Source organism: Ralstonia sp. AU12-08 (genome assembly GCF_000442475.1).
Lineage (GTDB): Bacteria > Pseudomonadota > Gammaproteobacteria > Burkholderiales > Burkholderiaceae > Ralstonia > Ralstonia insidiosa.
This window is the reverse complement of sequence record NZ_ASZV01000001.1, coordinates 12758-33579: the sequence shown is the minus strand read 5'-3', so window position 1 is coordinate 33579 and position 20822 is coordinate 12758. Positions and strand designations below refer to the sequence as shown.

The 20822-nt window shown below is 62.9% G+C and carries 13 protein-coding genes and 1 riboswitch; of the genes, 8 read left to right on the top strand and 5 right to left on the bottom strand.

From position 1 onward, the window contains the following. Positions 1–20: 20 nt before the first annotated feature. Positions 21–890 (bottom strand): formate dehydrogenase accessory sulfurtransferase FdhD, encoded by an 870-nt coding sequence (fdhD, locus tag C404_RS30830; protein ID WP_021192518.1) that lies wholly within the window; start codon positions 888–890, stop codon positions 21–23. Positions 891–1259: 369 nt separating this feature from the next. On the opposite strand from fdhD, the gene C404_RS30825 reads away from it, so the two are divergent. The 5 genes from C404_RS30825 to C404_RS30805 all read left to right on the top strand — a co-directional run bounded on the left by C404_RS30825 (position 1260) and on the right by C404_RS30805 (position 10084). Beyond that, a complete protein-coding gene (locus tag C404_RS30825; RefSeq protein WP_021192517.1) occupies positions 1260–2651 on the top strand; it encodes a cytochrome ubiquinol oxidase subunit I in 1392 nt (463 codons plus the stop codon). A gap of 4 nt (positions 2652–2655) precedes the next feature. Then, positions 2656–3669, top strand: coding sequence for a cytochrome d ubiquinol oxidase subunit II (gene cydB / locus C404_RS30820; protein WP_021192516.1), 1014 nt, complete (start codon positions 2656–2658; stop codon positions 3667–3669). Positions 3670–3709: 40 nt separating this feature from the next. Then, positions 3710–4630 carry a bestrophin family protein gene (locus C404_RS30815; protein WP_021192515.1) on the top strand — a complete coding sequence of 307 codons (921 nt, stop codon included), beginning with the start codon at positions 3710–3712 and terminating at the stop codon, positions 4628–4630. A 282-nt stretch (positions 4631–4912) separates the two neighbouring features. Continuing rightward, on the top strand, positions 4913–7693 hold the full coding sequence (locus C404_RS30810; protein ID WP_021192514.1) for an ATP-dependent Clp protease ATP-binding subunit: 2781 nt from the start codon (positions 4913–4915) through the stop codon (positions 7691–7693). Between the two features lie 99 nt (positions 7694–7792). Next, the gene (locus tag C404_RS30805) at positions 7793–10084 is read left to right on the top strand and encodes an FdhF/YdeP family oxidoreductase (RefSeq protein WP_021192513.1); all 2292 of its coding nucleotides are present in this window, start codon (positions 7793–7795) and stop codon (positions 10082–10084) included. Positions 10085–10140: 56 nt separating this feature from the next. On the opposite strand, the gene C404_RS30800 is transcribed toward C404_RS30805, so the two are convergent. Next, entirely contained in the window at positions 10141–11394 is a 1254-nt protein-coding gene (locus C404_RS30800; RefSeq protein ID WP_021192512.1) for a D-amino acid dehydrogenase, read from the bottom strand. A 152-nt stretch (positions 11395–11546) separates the two neighbouring features. Continuing rightward, a riboswitch (glycine riboswitch) is annotated at positions 11547–11641 on the bottom strand. A 9-nt stretch (positions 11642–11650) separates the two neighbouring features. Between C404_RS30800 and C404_RS59810 the strand changes: the two genes are divergently transcribed. Continuing rightward, entirely contained in the window at positions 11651–12223 is a 573-nt protein-coding gene (locus C404_RS59810; protein ID WP_021192511.1) for a hypothetical protein, read from the top strand. Here C404_RS59810 and C404_RS30790 read toward each other — a convergent pair whose 3' ends face one another. Continuing rightward, entirely contained in the window at positions 12224–13849 is a 1626-nt protein-coding gene (locus C404_RS30790) for a sensor histidine kinase (protein ID WP_031328617.1), read from the bottom strand. A gap of 72 nt (positions 13850–13921) precedes the next feature. On the opposite strand from C404_RS30790, the gene C404_RS30785 reads away from it, so the two are divergent. Next, the gene (locus C404_RS30785; RefSeq protein ID WP_021192509.1) at positions 13922–14527 is read left to right on the top strand and encodes a response regulator transcription factor; all 606 of its coding nucleotides are present in this window, start codon (positions 13922–13924) and stop codon (positions 14525–14527) included. A 30-nt stretch (positions 14528–14557) separates the two neighbouring features. Here the strand turns inward: C404_RS30785 and C404_RS30780 are convergent, their stop codons facing one another. Together C404_RS30780 and C404_RS30775 are read right to left on the bottom strand one after the other, a co-directional pair. Beyond that, a complete protein-coding gene (locus C404_RS30780) occupies positions 14558–17722 on the bottom strand; it encodes an efflux RND transporter permease subunit (RefSeq protein WP_021192508.1) in 3165 nt (1054 codons plus the stop codon). Between the two features lie 11 nt (positions 17723–17733). Then, positions 17734–18972, bottom strand: a complete 1239-nt coding sequence (locus tag C404_RS30775; RefSeq protein WP_021192507.1) for an efflux RND transporter periplasmic adaptor subunit — start codon at positions 18970–18972, stop codon at positions 17734–17736. A gap of 136 nt (positions 18973–19108) precedes the next feature. Here C404_RS30775 and C404_RS30770 point away from each other — a divergent pair, with 136 nt between their 5' ends. Beyond that, positions 19109–20626, top strand: coding sequence for an efflux transporter outer membrane subunit (locus C404_RS30770; protein ID WP_021192506.1), 1518 nt, complete (start codon positions 19109–19111; stop codon positions 20624–20626). The last annotated feature ends 196 nt before the right edge of the window (positions 20627–20822 follow it).

Here is a 20822-nt window from a genome sequence, read left to right as displayed (position 1 = left end):
CTCCATGAGGCATCGCCGCGCTAGCGGGAAGGACCGCAGGCCATTGCGGGCGCTAAGGTGGTAGCGGATTCGGTGATGGGTGCCGTGTATTCGACAAAGCCGTTCTCACGGCAGAAGCCAAGTAGCCGGATGCCCGCTTGTTGTGCAATGTTGATAGCGAGCGAAGTGGGGGCAGAGATTGTCGCGACCATCGGAATGCCCACACGGGCGGCCTTGCGCACCAGTTCATAGCTGGCACGGCTCGACAGGAACACGAAGCCGGCACGCGTATCGATCTTCAGGCGGGCGAGCTGGCCGATCAGCTTGTCGAGTGCGTTGTGGCGGCCAACGTCTTCAAAGACGCTGAGCACTTCACCGTTACGGGAGCACCATGCCGCGGCATGGATACCGCCGGTCTCATGCATCAGCACCTGGTGCGCGGGCAATTCGCGCGCGGCTCGCTCGATGGCTGCCGCGCCGATATCGTTTGCGGTACCCGCGTGGTCGAGGCACGCAGGGTGCAGATCGAGCAGTGCGATGCTTTCGATACCGCAAACGCCGCATCCGGAGCGGCCGGTCAGCGTGCGGCGCTTGTCTTTGAGCGCCATGAACGCCTGCTGCGCGATTGTCAGCTGTACCTCGGCACTGTCTGGCCGGAGTTCGGCTTCGATGTCGAAGACGTCAGTCGCGCGTTCGACAATGCCTTCGCTGAGCGCAAAGCCCAGCGCGAACGCTTCCAGGTCGATGGGCGTGGCCATCATCACCGCATGCGAGATCCCGTTGAAGACCAGCGCGACCGGCAACTCCTCGACCACCTGATCGGCGGTTGATGTTGGGGCGCCGTTCCGGTAGCGCGTGACCGTGCAGGACACGCTGCCGGCGTGGTCGGTGGGCGTGAAGCATGGCTGCATGGTGGTCCTCGTGGCGGCGCATGGGTCTCCAAGGTTAGGCGCGTGATAGCGGGCCGGACAGGCACACATTGACCGATTTGGGCAGAGCACAGTTTGAGCGCGGCGGCATGTGCAAGCCTGCACAGACAACGTCCGGAACCGAGCCGGCAGAGCACAGTTTTGAGCAGAGCCGCCAGTTGTGTGCGCATTTCATACACACCTCGCGGCAGTTGCTCGGAGCACAGTTCACGCGCAGCGAGATTTGATTGCGGGCGGCATTCGTGTCGCGCTACCGTCGGGCACGACTCGCACCAACCCACGTGCGCGTCGCCTTGAAACGCTGCTGCGCAATGCGGCAGTGTCCCGCTGTCACCCAGAGCCATAGACATCATGGAAATCTTCGATGCACTTCATCTCGCAAGATTGCAGTTTGCGTTCACGGTGTCCTTCCATATCGTCTTTCCAGCCATCAGCATCGGCATGGCCAGCTTTCTGGCGGTACTGGAATGGCGCTGGCTGCTGACGGGAGACCAGGCCTACAAGGACATGTTCCTGTTCTGGTCGAAGATCTTCGCCATCGGCTTTGGCATGGGGGTGGTGTCGGGCGTGGTGATGGCCTATGAGTTCGGTACCAACTGGAGCGGCTTCTCGCAGGTGGCGGGCAACATCACGGGGCCGCTGTTGCACTACGAGGTGCTGACCGCGTTCTTCCTGGAGGCGGGGTTTCTCGGCATCGTGCTGTTTGGCTGGGAGCGCGTCAGCCCGCGTGCGCACTTCTTTGCCACGCTGATGGTGGCACTGGGCACCTTGATCTCCACCTTCTGGATTCTGGCCTCGAACAGCTTCATGCAGACACCGCAGGGGTTCGCCATCGAGAACGGCCGCATCGTGCCGGTCGACTGGCTGAAGGTGGTGTTCAATCCGTCGTTCCCGTATCGCCTGGCGCATATGACGATTGCCGCGTTTATCGTGGCGGGCTTCATGGTGGCGGCATGCGGAGCATGGCACTTGCTGCGCGGGCGGCGTGACGTGCCGGTCAAGCGCAGCTTCTCCATGGCGCTCTGGCTGCTGTTGCTGCTTGCGCCCATCCAGATCTTTATCGGTGACGCGCACGGCCTGAACACGCGCGAGTATCAGCCCGCCAAGATCGCTGCCATCGAAGGCCTATGGGACACCGAAAAGGGCGGCACCGCGCTCAACCTGTTCGGCTTGCCTGACATGGATGCCGAGGTCACCCGCTATGCGGTGCAGGTGCCGCACCTGGGCAGCCTGATCCTGACGCATAGCTGGGATGGCGAGATTCGTGGCCTGAAGGAATTTCCGAAGGAAGAGCGACCGTATTCGCCCATTGTTTTTTGGTCGTTCCGGATCATGGCGGGGCTGGGCATGCTGATGCTGCTCACAGCGGTGCTGGGCCTGCTGTTGCGAAAGGGCGGGCGGCTGTACGAAGCCCGTTGGTTCCAGCGCTTCGTGCTCTGCATGGGGCCATCCGGCCTGGTGGCGTTGCTCGCAGGGTGGGTGACAACCGAAGTCGGTCGGCAGCCGTGGACGGTCTACGGCGTGCTGCGCACGGCGGACTCCGTCTCGCCTGTCAGCGCGCAGCTTGCCGGGGTGTCGCTGTTGATCTTTGTGATCGTCTACTTCGCGGTGTTTGGCATGGGCGTGTATTACATGCTCAAGCTCATGCGGCGCGGGCCGGTGGCGCAGGCCGACGCGCACAGCACAGCGCGCAAGCATCCGGAATTGCACAACCGCGCCTTGGATGCGCTGCAAGGGGAGTAAAGCCATGCAAATCGATCTGCCTGTCATCTGGGCCGGAATCATCGGGTTCGGCGTGTTCCTGTACGTCATGCTGGACGGCTTCGACCTGGGCATCGGCCTGCTGTTTCCGTTCTTTGAGTCCAAGGCGCACCGGCAAGTGATGATGAACACGGTCGCGCCTGTGTGGGACGGCAACGAGACGTTTCTCGTGCTGGGCGGCGCGGGGCTGTATGGGGCGTTTCCGGTGGTGTACTCAACGCTGCTGCCGGCCAACTACCTGCCGCTGATCCTGATGGTCGTGGGGCTGATCTTTCGCGGTGCGGCGTTCGAGTTGCGTGGCAAGGCACGCCGCACGCAGAACCTGTGGGATCTCGCATTCATCTGCGGTTCCGCCCTGGCGGCGTTCTGCCAGGGCATCGTGCTGGGCTCGCTGCTGCAGGGGATCAAGATTGCCGATGGACGGTTTGTTGGCGGTGCATTTGATTGGCTGTCGCCGTTCAGCCTGTTCTGCGGGTTCGGTGTGATGTTCACCTACGCCATGCTCGGCTGTGGCTGGCTCATCATGAAGACGGAAGGCAGGCTCCAGCACGAGATGCGCTTGCTGATGCGGCCGCTCACGGGTGTCTTGCTCGGCATCATGGCGGTCATCAGCCTGTGGACGGTGATCGGGCTGCCTGCGGTTGCGCATCGCTGGTTCGGCAGCGGCAATCTCGGCTGGTTCTTGCCGGTGCCCATTCTGGTGGTGGCCTGTGTCTGGGGCATTTTCAGCACCAGCCGGCGCGCACACCATCACGCAACGCCATTCCTGCTGGCGCTCGTGCTGGTCTTCCTGGGCTATACGGGGCTGGTCATCAGTATCTGGCCGAATATTGTGCCGCCGTCATTGACGATCTGGCAGGCGTCATCCAGCCACTCGAGCCAACTCTTTGCGCTGGTCGGTACCGTCATCGTGCTGCCCATCATCCTGGTCTACAACGCGATGCAGTACCGCGTGTTCCGGGGGAAGGTGCGCGAGGGGGATCCGGGCTACCACCACTGACCACACCGATGAACGATTTCAAGGGCGCGGGTGACGCATCATGATTGTGCGACCACGGGAGAACTGGTTTCGCATGCTGTTCGTCTGGAACGGCTCGGTGCTGCAATCCATCATTCCGCAGCTGATGTTCATGGCGGTGTTCAGCAGCTTGGCGGTGATTACGCAGGGCCGCATCCTGGGCGAGAAGATTCCGCTCAATACGACGCCCTTCACGCTGTTCGGCCTCGCCTTGGCAATCTTCCTGTCGTTCCGGAATAACGCCAGCTACGCACGCTTTGATGAGGCGCGGCACCTGTGGGGCAACCTGCTGATCGCGTCCCGCGCGCTGACTTCGCAGGTGCTGTGCTACCTGCCGGAGCACGTGAGTCAGGCTGACCGCATCAGGGTGGCCAACACCGTGATTGCGTTTGTCTATGCGCTCAAGCATCAGCTGCGCAAGACGGACCCGACGGCAGATCTAACGCGCCTGCTCGGTGCAGAACAGGCGCAAGCGCTGCAACACAAGTGCTACCGGCCAGCGGCGCTCCTCAATGACATCCGAAGCCGCCTGGTCCGTCTGCAAGGCGAGGCGCCGGCTTCGGACACGACACGCTGGATGCTGGATGCGCAGCTCAACGACATGGGCAAGACACTCGGCGGCTGCGAGCGGATTGCGTCCACGCCCATCCCTTTCGCCTACAGCGTGTTGTTGCACCGCACGGCCTATGCGTACTGCATGTTGCTGCCGTTCGGCCTGGTGGATTCCACGGAGTTCTTCACGCCGCTGTTGTGTGTGTTCATCTCATACACGCTGATTGCGCTGGAGGCGATTGCCAATGAAGTTGCCGAGCCGTTTGGCGTTGCACCGAATGCGTTGCCGCTCGATGCCATTACGCGCACGATCGAGCGGTCCGTCCTGGAGCTATGTGATCGCGAGATTCCGCCTGAAGTTGTGCCGCAGCGCCGGTATCTGCTGACCTAGCGATGGCTTGACCTTTGGGGGCGCCAAGTTCTGTGCTCTTCACCCGCAGCGGGGCGTTGCCTGCCGTGCGGCGCAGGATCACGTGTTTGCTGTGCCATGACGGGGCGATGACAAGCGCAGTGCGCTGTACACAGGCTGGCGGCGGTCAACTGTACCTTGGAGCGGGTACAGCGATCAGCTAACGTAAGCGGACAGGCTTGCACGGCCGCATCCGCATGAAGCGCATCGCGCTTGCGACGGCAGCGTGCGAGATGCGCACTCATAGAAGGAGGTTGTCGCATCGTGTCCACTCTCTGCGATATCTGCAATGTCCGGCCCGCCGTCGCGCGTGTCGCCGTGGTGCAAGACGGCGAGCGCAAGTCGATCTCGATCTGCGACTACCACTACCGGCAACTCATGCGGCATCAAAGCATGCTCAATCCGTTCGACTCTCTGTTGGGGGGCGGAGGTGGTGGGCTGTCACGCCTGTTCGATGAGTTTGGCGACGCTGAAGAACATGGTGCAGGTTTCTCTGCCGAGGTCCCCCGGGAATCGGTGGACGTGATCGACGCCTTCAGCGAGCAGACCCTTGAGCTGCTGCAGCGTGCTGCGGAGAAGGCCCACGAGCTGCATCGCCGTGAACTGGATACCGAGCATGTGTTGTACGTGCTTGCGGACACCGATATCTGTGCCGCGCTGCTCAAGGAGCTGAAGCTTTCTGCGCAGGATATCCGCAGCTATATCGACGAACACGCCAAGACGGGCACCGACGACGGTGACGCGTCAATGGACAAGACGACGGTGTCACCGCGTCTGAAGAAGGCGTTCCAGTATGCGTTCCAGGCATCGCGGGATCTGGGGCACTCCTATGTGGGCCCCGAGCACCTGCTGATCGGGCTGGCGGCGGTGCCGGAGAGCATTGCCGGCGCGTTGCTGAAGAAGTACGGAGTGACGCCGGAGGCCTTGCGCCAGAAGGTCGTCAAGGTGGTCGGAAAAGGCGCGGAAGACGGCCGGGTGGATGCGCCGAGTGGCACGCCTACGCTCGATAAGTTTGGCCGCGATCTCACCACGCTGGCGCGCCAGGGCAAGCTCGACCCGGTGCTTGGGCGCGCGCAGGAGATCGAAAGCGCAATTGAAGTGTTGGCCCGTCGCAAGAAGAACAACCCGGTGCTGATTGGCGAGCCGGGTGTCGGTAAGACGGCCATCGTCGAAGGCTTGGCGCAGCGCATCATCAACGGCGATGTGCCGGAAGTGCTGCGCGGTAAGCGCCTCGTGGAGGTCAACATCAACTCGATGGTGGCGGGCGCGAAGTATCGCGGCGAGTTTGAGGAGCGCGCCAAGCAGCTGATTGACGAAGTGACCGCCAAGCAATCGGAGCTGATCCTGTTTATCGACGAGCTGCACACCATCGTGGGCGCGGGGCAGGGCGGCGGCGAGGGCGGGCTCGACATTGCCAACGTGCTCAAGCCTGCGCTTGCTCGCGGCGAGTTGAGCCTGATCGGTGCCACCACGCTCAATGAGTATCAGAAGTACATCGAAAAGGATGCCGCGCTTGAGCGGCGCTTCCAACCCGTGCTTGTGCCGGAGCCCAGCGTCGAGCAGACCATCGTCATCCTGCGTGGCCTGCGCGACAGCCTGGAGGCGCACCACCAGGTGACCTTTGCCGATGATGCGTTTGTTGCCGCGGCCGAGTTTGCGGACCGCTACATCACATCGCGCTTCCTGCCCGACAAGGCCATCGACCTGATTGATCAGGCAGCGGCCCGCGTGCGGATTGGCGCGACATCGCGTCCGGCGGACATTCAGGAAGGTGAGGCGGAAGTCGCACAACTGAAGCGCGAGCAGGATTACGCCGCGTCGCGCAAGCGCTTTGATGAAGCCAAGCAGTTTGAAGAGCAGATCAACGCCAAGCAGACGACGCTCGACGAGAAGATGGAAGCCTGGCAGCGCAAGACCGGTTCGGAGACGCTGGAGGTGACGGTGGCATCGGTGGCCGAGGTGGTATCACGCCTGACCGGTGTTCCGGTGTCGGAGCTGACGAAGGAAGAGCGCCAGAAGCTGCTGAAAATGGAAGAGCGCTTGCGCGAGCGCGTGGTCGGTCAGGACGACGCCGTCGTCGCCGTGAGCGATGCAGTACGGCTTTCGCGCGCTGGCCTTGGGCAAACGCATCGCCCGATAGCCACCTTCCTGTTCCTCGGCCCCACTGGCGTGGGCAAGACCGAGCTGGCGAAGGCGCTGGCCGAAACGGTGTTTGGCGACGAGCAGTCGATCATCCGCATCGACATGTCGGAATACATGGAGCGCCACGCGGTTGCGCGACTGATTGGTGCACCTCCGGGATACGTTGGCTACGACGAGGGCGGCCAACTCACCGAACGCGTGCGACGGCGCCCGTACAGCGTGATCCTGCTCGACGAAATCGAGAAGGCTCACCCGGACGTGAACAACGTGCTGCTGCAGGTGTTTGACGATGGCCGGCTGACTGACGGCAAGGGCCGTGTGGTGGACTTCAGCAACACGATCCTGATCGCTACCAGCAACCTTGGCGCGTCGATCATCATGGACAACCTTGAGCGACCCGAAGACGAGCGCAAGACCGACAAGGCGCTGCGCGATGCACTGATGCCGGTGCTGAAAGGCCACTTCCGCCCCGAGTTCCTGAACCGGATCGACGAGATCATCGTGTTCAACGCGCTGTCCAGGCAGAACATTCGCGCGATCGTGCAGATCCAGCTTGACCGGGTGAGGCGTACCGCGGCGGCACAGGACATTACGCTCAAGATGGGTGAGGCGCTTGTCGAGCACTTGGTGGAGGAGGGCTATCAACCCGAGTTCGGTGCGCGTGAGCTGAAGCGTCAGGTACGGCAGATGATCGAAACACGGCTTGCCAAGGAGATTCTGGGCGACACGCTCAAATCGGGCGACACCGTGGAGGTGGATTTCGACAAGGACAGCGGTACGGTGACCTTCAACAAGCTCGCGCCGCCCGCAACGGAAGGGAAGTCCCCTCTCTCGCAAGAGAAGAGCACCACTGAAAAGAAGCGCAGCAAAGGCTCCAAAGGCACCGCCGAATCTGAGGCCTGACGTATCAGGTTCGTCGAACCCTTTCATTTCAACCCACGGCCGCGCCGCGGCTTTACCAACGCAAGCCCCCAACCCTGGCTGGGGGCGATGGAGATTCACATGGCAAATCGACGCGAAGTTCCCGGCATCCGGCCTTATGACGGCCCTGCCGGCGGCTGGGGCGCGCTGCGGGCAACGGCGCAGGCCGTTCATGACCAGATGGACAAGTTCCAGGCGCCGATCACGCTGATGCGGACCAATCAGCCCACGGGCTTCGATTGCCCGGGGTGTGCCTGGCCCGACAAGGAACACCGCTCCACCTTCCAGTTTTGCGAGAACGGTGCCAAGGCCGTGACCTGGGAGGCGTCGAACAAGCGCGTGCCGCCCGAGTTCTTTGCCACGACCACCGTATCGGAACTGCTCACATGGTCCGACTACGAACTGGAAGACAAGGGCCGGTTGACGCATCCCCTGGTCTACGACCGCGAGAAAGACACCTTCCGTGCCGTCGAGTGGGAAGACGCCTTCAACCGCATCGGCGAGATCCTGCGCGGGCTCCCGCCTGATGCGGTCGAGTTCTACACCTCCGGGCGGGCATCGAACGAGGCGGCCTACCTCTATCAGCTCTTCGCGCGGGAGTACGGCACGAACAACTTCCCGGACTGCTCGAACATGTGCCACGAGCCCACCAGCGTTGGCCTGCCGCAGTCGATCGGCATTGGCAAGGGCACGGTGTCGCTGGAGGATTTCGAACACTGCGAGCTGATCATCTCGATCGGCCACAACCCGGGCACCAACCATCCGCGCATGATGGGTACGCTACACGAAGCGTCGCGGCGCAACGTGCCCATCATCGTATTCAACCCGCTGCGCGAGCGCGCGCTGGAGCGCTTTGCCGACCCACAGAACTTCCTGGAGATGGCCACCTACGGTTCGACCCGTATTGCATCGACGTACTACCAGGTCGATGGCGGTGGCGATGCTGCAGCACTGATCGGCATCATGAAGGCCCTCCTGGCGATGGAGGCGGCGCAAGGCGATGTGCTGGACCGCGACTTCATCGCAGAGCACACCCAGGGCTTTGATGCATTCGCAGCCGAACTGGAAGCGGCAACGTGGCCCGACATCGAAAAGGCCAGCGGGCTGACGCGCGCCGAGCTGGAGCAGGTTGCTGAGGCCTATGCCAAGTCGAACGCCACCATCATCACGTATGGCATGGGCGTGACGCAGCACAACAAGGGGACGGCCAACGTGCGCCTGATCGCCAACCTGTTGCTGATGCGTGGCAATTTTGGCAAGCCCGGTGCCGGCATTTGTCCGCTGCGGGGCCACTCCAACGTACAGGGCAACCGGACGGTGGGCATTACGGAAAAGCCGTCCGCCGATTTTCTCCAGCGCATCGAAAGCGTGTTTGGTTTCAAGCCGCCTGCAGCGCACGGGCACGATGCCGTCAACGGCATGCAGGCCATGATCGACGGCAAGGCGAAAGCGCTGATCTGCCTGGGCGGCAATTTTGCGGTGGCGCTGCCCGATCCGGAGCAGAGCTTCCCAGCCATGGGCAAGCTGGACCTGAGCGTGCACATTGGCACCAAGCTCAACCGCTCGCACCTGCTGGTGGCCAAGGAAACCTACGTGTTCCCTTGCCTGGGCCGGACCGAGCTTGATGTCCAGGCGGGTGGCCCGCAGTCCATCACGGTTGAGGATTCGATGTCGATGGTCCACGCATCGGCGGGCAAGCTGACGCCGGCGTCGGAGCACCTGCGCTCCGAGCCGGCCATTGTTGCCGGCATGGCCAAGGCGACGTTACCGCACAGCAAGGTGCCGTGGATGGAACTGGTTGCCGACTACGACAAGGTTCGCGACCTGATCGAGAAGACCATTCCGGGTTTCGAGAACTTCAACGAGCGCATCCGCACGCCCGGTGGCTTCCGCCTGCCGTTGCCGCCTACCGAGCGCCAGTGGCCGACGCCCACCGGCAAGGCGATGTTCTCCGTGTACGGTGGCGTACGGGAAGACGCCGGTGTCCTCGGTGGCGAAGAGGTATTGCGCCTCATCACGTTGCGCAGCCATGACCAGTACAACACCACCATCTACGCGCTCGATGACCGCTACCGCGGCGTGTTCGGCCGGCGCGATGTGCTGTTCATGAACGAGGCTGATCTTGCCGCACGCGGGCTCGAACATGGCGACCTGGTCGACATCGAGACCATCGTGTCCGGCCGGAAGCTACGGCTGGAGAAGATCACGGCCATCGCCTACAGCATTGCGCGTGGCTCCGTGGGGGCGTACTACCCAGAGGCGAACGTGCTGGTGCCCCTGGACTACATCGACAAGGAAAGCGGCACGCCGTCTTACAAGTCCGTGCCGGTTCGAGTCCTGCGCTCTGAGGCGCCCGTATCCGCACCCGCGTAACACCCAAACGGATCGGGCCTGGATTGTCCTGGCCCGATCCGCTATGGGATTGGCGATCAATGCAACGGGCAATCGCGCGCGATCACGTCGCCGATCATCGCGGCCGTGGCGCCAGAGAGCGTCCAGCCAAGGTGCCCATGGCCCGTGTTGTAGAACACGCGCGCATGCCGCCCGCGACCAACGCGCGGCATCATGTCCGGCATCATCGGACGCAAGCCAGCCCACGGCACCACGCGTGAGGTACCGATCGCAAAGTTGCGGCGCGTCCAGGCCACCAGGGGTTCGATGCGGTCTGCGCGGATGTCGCGGTTGTAGCCGTTGAACTCTGCCGTGCCGGCCACGCGGAAGCGTCCCGCGCCCAGGCGGCTGGTGACGATCTTCGCGCTCTCATCCAGCAGGCTGACCCACGGCGCGCCTTGCATGCTCGCCTCATCGTCCAGATGCACGGTGATCGAGTAGCCCTTGACCGGGTACACGTTGATGCGGTCGCCCACCATCTGCGCGACATGCCGGCTGCCGACGCCCGCGCACACGACCAGCGCATCGGCGGCAATCTCCTGCACGACGTTGGCCTCACTGGTGGAGAGGCGGTCATCGAGTGTGGTCTGCAGCAGCAGTCGCACGCCGCGCTCGGTGGTTTCCACGTCGCGCACATCCACGCCTTGCATGAAGCGCACGCCGCGTTTCTCGCAGGCTTGCGCAAGACCGCGTGTGAACTTGTGGATGTCGCCCGTGGCGTCCGATTCGGTGAAGTAGCCGCCGTAGTAGTTGCCGCGCAGCGTGGGCTCGATGGCAGCAATGTCTTCGGGGCTCACGGCGTGGCGCTCTAGCCCGCCGGCAACGAGCAGCGCGTTGGCTTTGCCTGCCCCGGTAAAGCTGGCCTTGTCGTGGTAGACGTGCAGGATGCCGCGCCGTTGCAGGTCGAAATCGATCTGCTCGCGCTCGGCCATCGCAAACAAATGCTTGCGCGCCTCGATGGCCATGCGCGTGGTCTCGATGGTGTTGCGGCGGTAGTGGGCGATGCTCGCCACGAACTCGCCAATCCATGAGTACTTGTGCCACGACGGCTTGGGGTTGAGCAGCAGCGGCGCATCGTTGCGCAGCATCCATTTGATGCCTTTGAGCAGCGTGCCGGTGCTGTTCCAGACCTCGGCGTTGCTGGCGGAAAGCTGCCCGCCATTGGCGAACGAGGTTTCCATGGCCGGATACAGATGCCGGTCGAGCACCGTGACCTGATAGCCGAGTTGCGAGAGCGTGTAAGCGGTGGTGACGCCGGAAATGCCGGCGCCAACGATGACGATATGCGTCATGGCGGTCCCTATGGAGTGGTGGGTTGACCGGACGATCCGGTCGGCTCACCCCATCTGTCTTGGGACCTGAGAGCTTGGGCACCCGCAGCGTACAGCGTGAGTGCCTTCCCCTTCGGTGGGCATGCGCGTGCATGCCTCTCTCCAGATTCGCAGTCGACGCCACAGTCCTTTTGCCTGAGAGTTTCCGGGGTGGTTGCTCCATCGGCGCCGGGCATCGTTGCAACCCGGTCTCTCCTGCGGCGTGTTGCAGCGGTGCGTGTTGCGCCCGCCGCGCCTGCGTGCTGCCGGTGAAGGCAGCGGCTGGAGTGTGTCACGGGTTGTGACGTTCGGCAAGCCGGGCGATTGCGGAGGCCGTGCGCTGGCTGAATGCTATGCTGCGCACCCAAGCGATCTGGGCGTCCCATTTTCGTCCGAAGGTCGACGTGGAAACGCCCGCAAGAACACCAAGACAGCCGAGGGGATGATGGAATCGACACCAGCACAGCAGACCACCGATTCGACGCGCGCGCCGCTTGCCATTGCAACGCTGCTGCAGGCCGGCTTTGCCGCCACATACGCATCGGCCTATTGGGAGACGGTGGTCACGGGTTCGATGTCGTTGCTGACCGCACTGATCTCTCTGCTGGCGTGCCTGCTGCTTTACAGCGGCGTGGTCCGCCACCTGATGGGCAAACCTGCGCAATGGAGCCTGATGCTCGCAGCGGTGGGCTTGGCGTGGTCGTTCCTCGAGTGGGGCTCGGGAAATCTGTGCTCGTATCCGTTCCTGCTCGGGGCCGTGATCGGCACGGTGGCCTGGGCGTTGGCGCTCAAGGCTTCGCGGCGCGCCTGATCAGCCTTCCAGGCGCGGCAGGCGCACGATAAACCTGGAACCCTTGCCTTCAGCGCTGCTGACGGTAATCGTGCCCTGGTGCAGTTCCACCACGAGCTTGACCAGGTACAGTCCGACGCCAGCCCCCACTGTACCGGCCACGTTGCCTCCGCGAACATAGCGCTCGAACAGCCGCTCGATATCGCGCTCCGGAATGCCCAGGCCGCGGTCTTCCACCACCACCGATACGCTTTCGGCGTCGCCTTGCACATACACACCGACCGGCGTGCCAGGTGGTGAGTATTTGACGGCATTCCCGATCAGGTTACTGAACGCCTGAAAGAGCAGCTTGGCATCACCAAAGATGATGTCGGGTCCATCGGCTTCGATGTGTTCTTCGATGCGTGTGCCGGGTGTGCTGTCCCGATGCATCTCGCACACCTCGTGCAGCAATGCCGGCAGCGGAAATTTCGTACGCCGCATCGCCGCTGGCGTTGTGGTGTCGAGCCATTGCGAAGAATCGAGCAGATGATCCATCAGATGCGTCATGCGCTGTACTGCAGCGCGGATCTTGCCGCAGCGCTCGTCGATCACTTCTGGCGCGGGCGCTTCTCGCATGCGCATCAGCCGCTGTGCATGGCCATCAATCACGCCGAGCGGCGTGCGGAATTCGTGAGACGCCATGGAGACGAAGTTGCGCTGCAGTTCGGCCAGGCGGCGCTCCTTGTCCAGCAGGTCCTGCAGAACTGCTGCCTGTGCAACCAGTGCATCTTTGCTGCGGCCGAGTTCGATCGTGTTGTCGCGAAAACGTGCCACGGCCTGCGCGATGTCGCCGATTTCATCGCGACGTTCAAGGCCAGGAATGTCGACGTGCGTGTCGTTGTTGACGATGTGGTGCATTCGATCGACCAGAACGGCGATCGGGCGCGAGACGGCATAGGCGAGGTAAGCCACCGCAATCACGACCAGGCACGCCGCCACGATGATGGCGCCGATGATGAGTTGCCGCGCATCGTGATAGGCCTGTGCTTCGCGCTCGGTTTCAGCGGCGCCGCCGGCCACGCTGCGCTCGGTCATGACGCCCAGCGTGTCATTGGCCAGGTCGAAAGCCCGTTTGGACTCCGTGTGGTAAAGCTGCGTCGCGCCTTTTACTTCGCCGGTTTTGGCAGAAATCATCAGTCGCCTCGCCAGCTCCCGATACATGTTCCACTGCACAACAAACTGGCTATAGAGCTCGCGCTCGGCGGCGTCGTGCTCGATCTTGTCGTAGCGTGCCTGCGACGCAGCAATGAGGTCATCCAGTGTGGCGACCTGCTGATCCGCCGCGCGCAGATCAGCACGGGACGAGGCGATCAGGAAATCACCCTCGGCGGCACGATAGTCGGAGATGTAGTTGTTCAGATCCCCTAGAATGCGGCTGTTCTTCAGCCAGCGTTCGCTGATCTGTGCCGACACGCTGTGGAAGCTGGCCAACTGGTTGATACTGAAGGCACCCACGCCAATCACCAGCAGAAGAAAGGTCACGAACACCAGCGACAACCGCACCCGGATGGGGCGCAGGATTGACGGAGAGTCGAGGCCGAGCAGGCGTCGCCTGGGGGAGATACCAGAGGCGGGCGCACTGTGGGCCGGCTCCGGAGAGTGCATCGGAATTGTCATGCGCTGGGTCCTTGGGGCTGCAGCGAAGCATCGGTAACCATACCTTCACATGAGCGCATCATGAACGCAACGGCTCCGAAAATCCTCTGTATCGAGGACGACGTCGAGACCGCGGAGCTGATCAGCGAAGAGCTGGTCGAACACGGCTACGCTGTCACTGTCGCGCATGATGGGGAGTCTGGCCTGGCAGCGCTGCTGCGCGAGGAGCCCGATCTGGTGCTGTGCGATGTGAGCATGCCCGGCATGACCGGGTTCGAGCTGCTGGAGCAAGTCGGGACCCTTGCGCCGCGCTATGCCGAGATTCCGTTCGTGTTTCTGACCGCAATGGCGCAGCGCGAATCGGAGCTGCGTGGCCGTCGCCTGGGTGCGGATGACTACGTGACCAAGCCGGTCGATTTCGAGATCCTGATCAGCATTGTGCAGACACGCCTTGCCAAGCGTGTGCGCCCACGCGCAGCGCTGCCGCCGGTGCACCTGAGTGAGCGCGAAGTGGAAGTGCTGGCCTGGTCGGCGCGCGGCAAGACCTCTGGCGAGATCGCCACGATTCTCGGGTTGTCCAAACGTACGGTCGATTTTCATATCGACAACGCGCGTCAGAAGCTGGGTGTGGCCACGCGCATCGAAGCCGTAGTCAAGGCTTCGAGCGCGGGCATCATCAAGCTGTAGTGCATGCCGCGCCGGGGGCGCGGCAGTACGCTAGACCGGTGCCTCTTCAAGGGGCGGGGCATCTGGCGGCTCCTTGCCGAGAAACACCATCCGCAGCGCCGGCACGATCACCAGCAACATCAGGGGGCCGACAAGCATGCCGCCCACCACCACGGTTGCCAGCGGACGCTGCACCTGGCTGCCGATGCCCGTGGAGATGGCCGCCGGGAACAAGCCAATGCACGCCGACAGCGCCGTCATGAGCATTGGCCGCATCCGCTGCTGCGCGGCATGGAACATCGCTTCAGTCGGCTTGAGGCCCTTGTCACTGCGCAGGTCGTTGTAGTACGTGATCATCAGGATGCCGTCCATGACCGACACCCCGAACAACGAGACGAAGCCGATGGCCGCTGAGATGCTGAAGTCCAGCCCCGTCAGGAACAGCGCCGCCACACCACCGGTGATGGCAAACGGAATGCCGGCCAGCGCCATCAGGCTGTCGCGCAGCGAGTTGAACAGCCCATACAGCAGCACCAGGATCAACACGATGCTGATGGGCACCACCACTTCAAGCCGCTTCTTGGCTTGCTCCAGCTCTTCAAACTCGCCGGCCCAGTCGATGCGATAGCCCTGCGGCAGCTTGACGTTCTGGGCGATGCGCTGTTGCGCTTCTTCCACCGTGCCGCCTAGGTCGCGCCCGCGCACGCTGAACTTGACGGGGATATAGCGGGTGTTCTTCTCGTGATAGATGTACGAGGCACCCGTATCCAGCGTGATGTCTGCCAGCGCCGACAGCGGAATGTACGAGTTGCCACCATTCGCATTCGTGTAGGCCACGCGGATGTTGCGTACCGCATCGATATTGCTGCGGTACTCCGGTGCCATGCGTACTGTCAGTGCGAACTGCCGATCGCCCTCCAGGATGGTGCTGGCCTGCGAGCCGCTCAGCGCGGCTTGCACCACGGTGTTCACGTCGCCGGTGTTCAGCCCATAGCGTGCCGCAGCCTCACGGTTGATGCGCACGTTCAGGTTGGGCTGACCCAGCACGCGGAACACGCCCAGGTCGGTCACGCCCTTGACCTTGCTCATCTCGGTCTGCACCTGGGTGGCCAGGTTTTCCAGCACGTTGAGGTCCGGGCCGATGATCTTCACCGAGTTGGCCCCCTTCACGCCGGATAGGCCTTCTTCCACGTTGTCCTGGATGTACTGCGAGAAGTTCAGGCCAACCCCGGCAAACTCGCTCGTGAATTCCTTTTGGATCTGCGCGATCAGCTTCTCTTTGGTCATGCCGGACGACCATTGGTCCAACGGCTTGAGCGGCACGAAGAACTCGGCGTTATAGAAGCCTGCCGAATCGCTGCCGTCATCCGGCCGGCCATGCTGCGACACCACCGTGCGAACCTCGGGGTGCTTGAGCAGGATCTGCCGCATCCGCGCCACCGGCACGACGCCGGATTCGAGCGAGGCGGTTTGCGGCATGGTCAACCGGATCCACAGGTTGCCTTCTTCCAGCGCGGGCAGAAACTCGGTGCCCAGGAATGGCATCAGCGCGACGGTTGCCGCCAAGACGATGGCTCCAATCGCCACCGCGATGCGCCGGTTGGATAGCGACCACGTCAGCGCCGGCTGATACGCCCGATGCAGCACGCGCACCAGCCAGGTTTCCTTTTCTTCAATGTGCTTGGGCAGCAGGTACGAGCACAGCGCCGGCGTGACGGTAAAGGTGGCGATCAGCGCGCCGGCCAGTGCATAGCCATAGGTGCGTGCCATGGGGCCGAAGATCTGGCCTTCCACGCCCTGCATGGTAAACAGCGGCACGAACGCGGCAACCGTGATGAGCGCAGAGAAGAACACCGCGCGGTCCACCTGCAGCGCACTCACAAAGATCATGCGCAAGCGCTCCGGTACGCGCAGGCCGAGCACCTTGGCGTCTCGGCTCGTCAGCAGGCGTACCTGCTCGGCCGGCGGCATCTGGAAGTTGCGGAAGATGTTCTCAACCAGAATGACCGAGGAATCCACGATGATCCCGAAGTCCACCGCGCCCACCGAGAGCAGGTTGGCCGATTCCCCCGTCAGCAGCAGGATCAGGATGCTGAAGAAGAGGGCAAACGGAATGTTCACGCTGACGATGATCGCGCTGCGCAGGTCGCCCAGGAAGATCCACTGGATGAAGAACACCAGCAAGCAGCCAAACAGCAGCGAGTGCATCACCGTGTGCGTGGTCACGGAGACGAGTTCCGAGCGGTCGTAGTAGCGTTCGACCTTGACGCCGGCCGGCAGTGTGCCGTCGGTGTTGATCTTGTCCAGCTCGGCTTTGACGCGCGTCACCACGTCGTTGGTCTGCATGGTGCGGTTCATCACCACGACGGCAGTGACGACGTCGCTGTCATTGTCGCGCCCGGCAATACCCAGTCGCGGCTTGAAGCCGATCTTCGTTTTCGCCACGTCTTTGACCTGGACGGGCACGCCGTTGGTCTGCGTGAGGACGATCTTGTCGATGTCCTTGATGTCTTCGATCAGGCCGACACCACGAATATTGATCGACTGCTGCCCGAAGTTGATGGTGCGCCCGCCAACGTTGATGTTGGCGTTGCCCAGGGCGGTCATCATCTGCGGCAGCGTAACGCCATAGGCTTCTAGCTTTTTCGGGTCGACCTCGACGTCGTACTCTTTGGTGGTGCCACCCCAACTCACGACCTGCGCCACGCCCGGCACGGTCAGCAGACGGCGTTGCAGCACCCAATCCTGCAGGGTGCGCAGGTTGGTCAGGCCATAGTGCGGCGGCCCTTTGACCTGATAACGCACCACTTCGCCCACCAGGCTCGACGCCTGGATCTGCGGCTGCACGCTGTTGGGCAGGCTGACGTTCTGCTGCAGGGACAGCGCCGCCTGCGTGTAGGCAAAGTAGTAGTCGATGCCGTACTTGAACGTCACGCGCACGAACGACAGGCCGTAGAACGACGTGGAGCGGATGCTTTCCACACCGGGCGTGGTGGCCAGGCCGATTTCCATCGGCACGGTGTAGTACCGCTCCATTTCCTCGGCAGACAGGCCGGGCGTTTGCGCGGTGATTTCGAGAATGACGGGCGCAGGGTTCGGGTAGGCCTCGATATTCAGTTTGGAATAGGCAAACAGCCCCGCCACCACGAATACCAGCAGGAACAACAGGATCAGCGGCCGCCGCAGCAGCGACAGCTTGAGAATCGCCTTCAGCACGGTGGTCCCCTTCAGTCGGCGCTGCTGATGCTGCCGGCAGCTGCCGTGCTCAGGTACAGCGCACCTTCGTTGGCAGCCAGTTCACCGGCCGTCAGGCCTTCGACCACCTGCACGAAGCCGTCCTGCTCAATGCCAAGTTTGATGACGCGCCGGGCAAAGCGCTTGCGGTCGGTCGTGACCCAGGCGGTCATGGTGCCGTCGCCTTCCCGCACCACGCCGTCGGTCGCCAGCGCAGGGGAGCTCATGGGTGCGGCGGTGGTGATGTCGAATGACGTGAACATTCCGGGGCGCAGTTCGCGCTTGGGATCGTCAATTTCCGAGCGCACCAGAATGCGGTGCGTGTTGGCATCCACGGTGGCACCGACGGTGGTGATCTTGCCGTTGAACGCGCGCCCCGGGAATGCCATCACATGAATCTTGACCGGCTGGCCGACATGCAGCAGCGGCACATCCGCTTCCGGCACGAACGCTTGCATCCACATGGTCGATACGTCCGCAACCGTGAACGGCGCAGTGCCGCTGCCCGGCTGCAACAGCAGGCCCGGCTGCGCGCTGCGCGCCGTGACCTGACCGGAGATCGGGCTCACCACGGTCAGCACCGAGTCGGTCTTGCGGGTCTCGACAATCTGGTCCATCTGTGCCGGCGTCTTGCCAAACACCGCCAGTGCTTCCCGAGCAGCCTTGTAGGCAGCTTCAGCGCCTTGCTGGTCAGAGATGGCCTGGTCCAGGTCTTTCTGCGCCAACCCTTGGATGTCATACAACTGATGCGCGCGCGCCAGTGCCGCCGTGGTCAGCTTGCGCGTGCCAGCGGTCGAGATCAGCGTGGATTCCGCCTGTACAAGATCGGGGCTCTCAATATCGAACAGAGGCTTGCCCTTGGCGACCGTATCTCCCACCTTGGCGTAGATATTGCGGATCTTGCCCTGGTAGGACGTGAACACCTGCACTGCGCGGTCTTCATTGAAGTCGACGTTGCCGACCGCTTCACGGCGATTGGCGAAGTCGCGCAGTTCCACCGGTGCGACTTTGATGTACTGCAGTTGCGAAGCACTGAGCGTGACGGCCTGGCCATCGCGAGACGGGGCGGCCGGCAGCTTGGTGGGCGCGCCATAGGCCGACGTGGATGCGCTGGGCGTTGCGGCTTCCGAGTGCTTTGGACCGCCTGATCCCCCCATCGCCCACATGAGCCCGCCCACGGCAAGCGCGGCAATTGCGCCCCCGAGGGCTGCGGATTTGTAATCGACCTGCACAGCAGTACCCCTGATGATGGAAATTTGCCGGGATGATGCTGGCTGCCTGCAGATCGGTCTACTGTGACGAATCACAGTTCGCAACAAATGGCGTCTCCCCTAGAATCGCCGCCATTCGATCAGACTGGGTGCTTCCATGCCCGCCAACACCGCTTTCCGCACACCACATTCCGCCTCTGTTCTGCTGCGCCTGACTGCCTTGGCAGCGGCGTGCCTGCTGGCTTCCGCGTGCGCGGTGGGGCCCAATTTCAAGACGCCGGAAGCGCCCAAGGTGACCGGCTATACGCCGCAGCCGTTGCCGGAGCAGACGTCGTCCGCCGCCACACAAGGGGGTGAGGCGCAGCGGTTTGTCTCGGGCATGCAGGTGTCCGACCAATGGTGGAAGACATTCCAGTCGGACAAGCTGAACAAGGTGATTGCCGATGCGTTTGCCGCCAGCCCCACGCTGGCCGCCGCGCAAGCTGCGCTGCGGGTCGCACAGCAGCAAACACGGGCACAACAGGCCTCGTTCTTCCCGCTGCTGCAGGGTTCCTATCAGCCGAGCCGTCAGCAGAACGCTGTGGGTACCATCTCGCCCACGCTCACTTCGGGTGCCCCGATCTACACACTGCACACCGCGCAGCTCACCATCAGCTACGCACCGGATGTGTTTGGGTTGACTCGCCGCCAGGTTGAATCGCTCAAGGCGGCGGAGGATGCGCAGTACTTCCAGATGGAGGCGGCGTACCTCACGCTGGCCTCCAACATCGTGGCGGCGGCAGTGCAAGAGGCCTCGCTGCGCGCGCAGATCGCCGCGCAACAGCGCATCGTGGACATCAATAACCAGTTGGTCGACAACCTGCGCAAGCAATTCCAGTTTGGCGCCGTCACCGGGCTGGATGTAGCTGCTGCCGTGACTGCGCTGGCACAGGCCGAGCAGGCACTCCCCAATCTGCAGAAACAACTGGCAGTACAGCGCGACCTGCTGGCCGCCCTGGCGGGCAGGCTGCCGAGCGAGGGCATTCCCGAGACCTTTACGTTTGCCGATTTCAAGCTGCCGCAAGATCTGCCGGTGTCGCTGCCGTCTGACCTGGTGCGCCAGCGCCCCGACGTGCGCGCAGCCGAAGAGCAACTGCATGCCGCCACCGCGCAGGTGGGCGTGGCCATTGCGAACATGCTGCCGCAATTGACGATTACCGGCACCAAGGGTGGCACCGCCGAAATCTTCAGCCAGATGTTCCGCGACGGTAATGTCTTCTGGAGCCTCGTAGGTAACGTGGCGCAGACATTCTTTGACGGCGGAGCGTTGCTGGCGAAAAAGCGCGGTGCCGACGCCGGCGTCGACCAGGCTGAGGCACAGTATCGCGGTACCGTCATCACCGCGTTCCAGAACGTGGCCGATACCCTGCATGCGCTGGATGCCGATGCGGACGTACTGAAGGCGGCGCTCAAGTCCGAACAAGCCGCTCAGACCACACTCAATATCACCGACAAGCAACGTGCGCTTGGTCAGGTGAACATCCTCGCCGTGCTCAACGCCGAGCAGGCCTATCAGACTGCCACGCAAGCCACCATTGCCGCGCGCGCCAACCGCTTTACCGATACGGCGGCGTTGTTCCAGGCGCTCGGGGGCGGGTGGTGGAACCGGGATGGCGTGAGTACCGCCAAGAACTGAGCGTCGGGCGCCATCGCCTCCTTCCATCGAGAGATAGGTAAGACGCCAGCGGCACGCGCAAGTGCGCTACTTGCAACAGCGAGTGCATGCGCGCTACGATCCGCGCTCGCCGGAATCCGATCCTCGGCCCGCCGGCAGACCGCCCTGGGGTGCGTTTCATTCTCCCGCCTGTGTGGGCGCGTTTCTGGCCTTGACC

What these genes read in the sequence shown, in the direction of transcription:
- fdhD (WP_021192518.1), bottom strand. Translation starts at nt 890, where the DNA reads ATGCAGCCATGCTTCACGCCCACCGACCACGCCGGCAGCGTGTCCTGC.
- C404_RS30825 (WP_021192517.1), top strand. Translation starts at nt 1,260, where the DNA reads ATGGAAATCTTCGATGCACTTCATCTCGCAAGATTGCAGTTTGCGTTC.
- cydB (WP_021192516.1), top strand. Translation starts at nt 2,656, where the DNA reads ATGCAAATCGATCTGCCTGTCATCTGGGCCGGAATCATCGGGTTCGGC.
- C404_RS30815 (WP_021192515.1), top strand. Translation starts at nt 3,710, where the DNA reads ATGATTGTGCGACCACGGGAGAACTGGTTTCGCATGCTGTTCGTCTGG.
- C404_RS30805 (WP_021192513.1), top strand. Translation starts at nt 7,793, where the DNA reads ATGGCAAATCGACGCGAAGTTCCCGGCATCCGGCCTTATGACGGCCCT.
- C404_RS30800 (WP_021192512.1), bottom strand. Translation starts at nt 11,394, where the DNA reads ATGACGCATATCGTCATCGTTGGCGCCGGCATTTCCGGCGTCACCACC.
- C404_RS30790 (WP_031328617.1), bottom strand. Translation starts at nt 13,849, where the DNA reads ATGCACTCTCCGGAGCCGGCCCACAGTGCGCCCGCCTCTGGTATCTCC.
- C404_RS30785 (WP_021192509.1), top strand. Translation starts at nt 13,922, where the DNA reads ATGAACGCAACGGCTCCGAAAATCCTCTGTATCGAGGACGACGTCGAG.
- C404_RS30770 (WP_021192506.1), top strand. Translation starts at nt 19,109, where the DNA reads ATGCCCGCCAACACCGCTTTCCGCACACCACATTCCGCCTCTGTTCTG.